General features: G+C 48.4%; 1 pseudogene. It reads right to left on the reverse strand.

The window, feature by feature from the left end:
• A pseudogene (locus ACR1PN_RS20475) lies at positions 1-803 on the reverse strand (hypothetical protein); the annotation flags it as partial.

Consider the following 803-nt stretch of genomic DNA (forward strand, 5'->3'; position numbering starts at 1 on the left):
ATGTGTAAGGTGCGGTTCCTCCTGCAGGTGTTAAATTGATCGCTCCTGTTGAAGAACCATTACACGCAATATTTGTAACCACTGTTGTACCTGAAACCGCTGCCGCAGGCTGAGTAATTGTTGCACTCACAGTTCCTGTACATCCGTTGGCATCAGTAATCGTTACCGTGTAAGTTCCTGCAGCCAGTCCTGTACGATCTTCCGTGGTAATTCCTCCACCCCAGTTAAATGTGTAAGGTGCTGTTCCTCCTGCCGGTGTTAAATTGATCGCTCCTGTCGAACCACCATTACACGCAATATTCGTAACCACTGTTGTACCTGAAACCGCTGCCGCAGGCTGAGTAATTGTTGCACTCACAGTTCCTGTACATCCGTTGGCATCGGTAATCGTTACCGTGTAAGTTCCTGCTGATAAGCCTGTGCGGTCTTCCGTGGTAATTCCTCCTCCCCAGTTAAACGTATAAGGTGCTGTCCCACCTGCCGGTGTTAAATTAATAGCTCCTGTCGGACCACCATTACACGCAATATTCGTAACCACTGTTGTACCTGAAACTGCTGCCACAGGCTGAGTAATGGTAACTGTTTTGGTGATTTTACAGGCATTGGCATCTGTTACCGTTACCGTATAAGTTCCCGCTGACAATCCTGTAGCTGTCGCTGCAGTTCCGCCGCCTGAAGACCATGAGTAAGTGTATGGAGCGGTTCCGCCAGTTACAACAATACCTGCTGATCCGTTAGATCCTCCGTTACATGAAATATTAGTCTGAGAAACTGTTGCACTCATCGCCGTTGGCTGGGTTACC

The sequence above is a fragment of the Chryseobacterium sp. RLHN22 genome (genome assembly GCF_051011795.1).
Taxonomy (GTDB): Bacteria; Bacteroidota; Bacteroidia; order Flavobacteriales; family Weeksellaceae; genus Chryseobacterium; species Chryseobacterium zhengzhouense.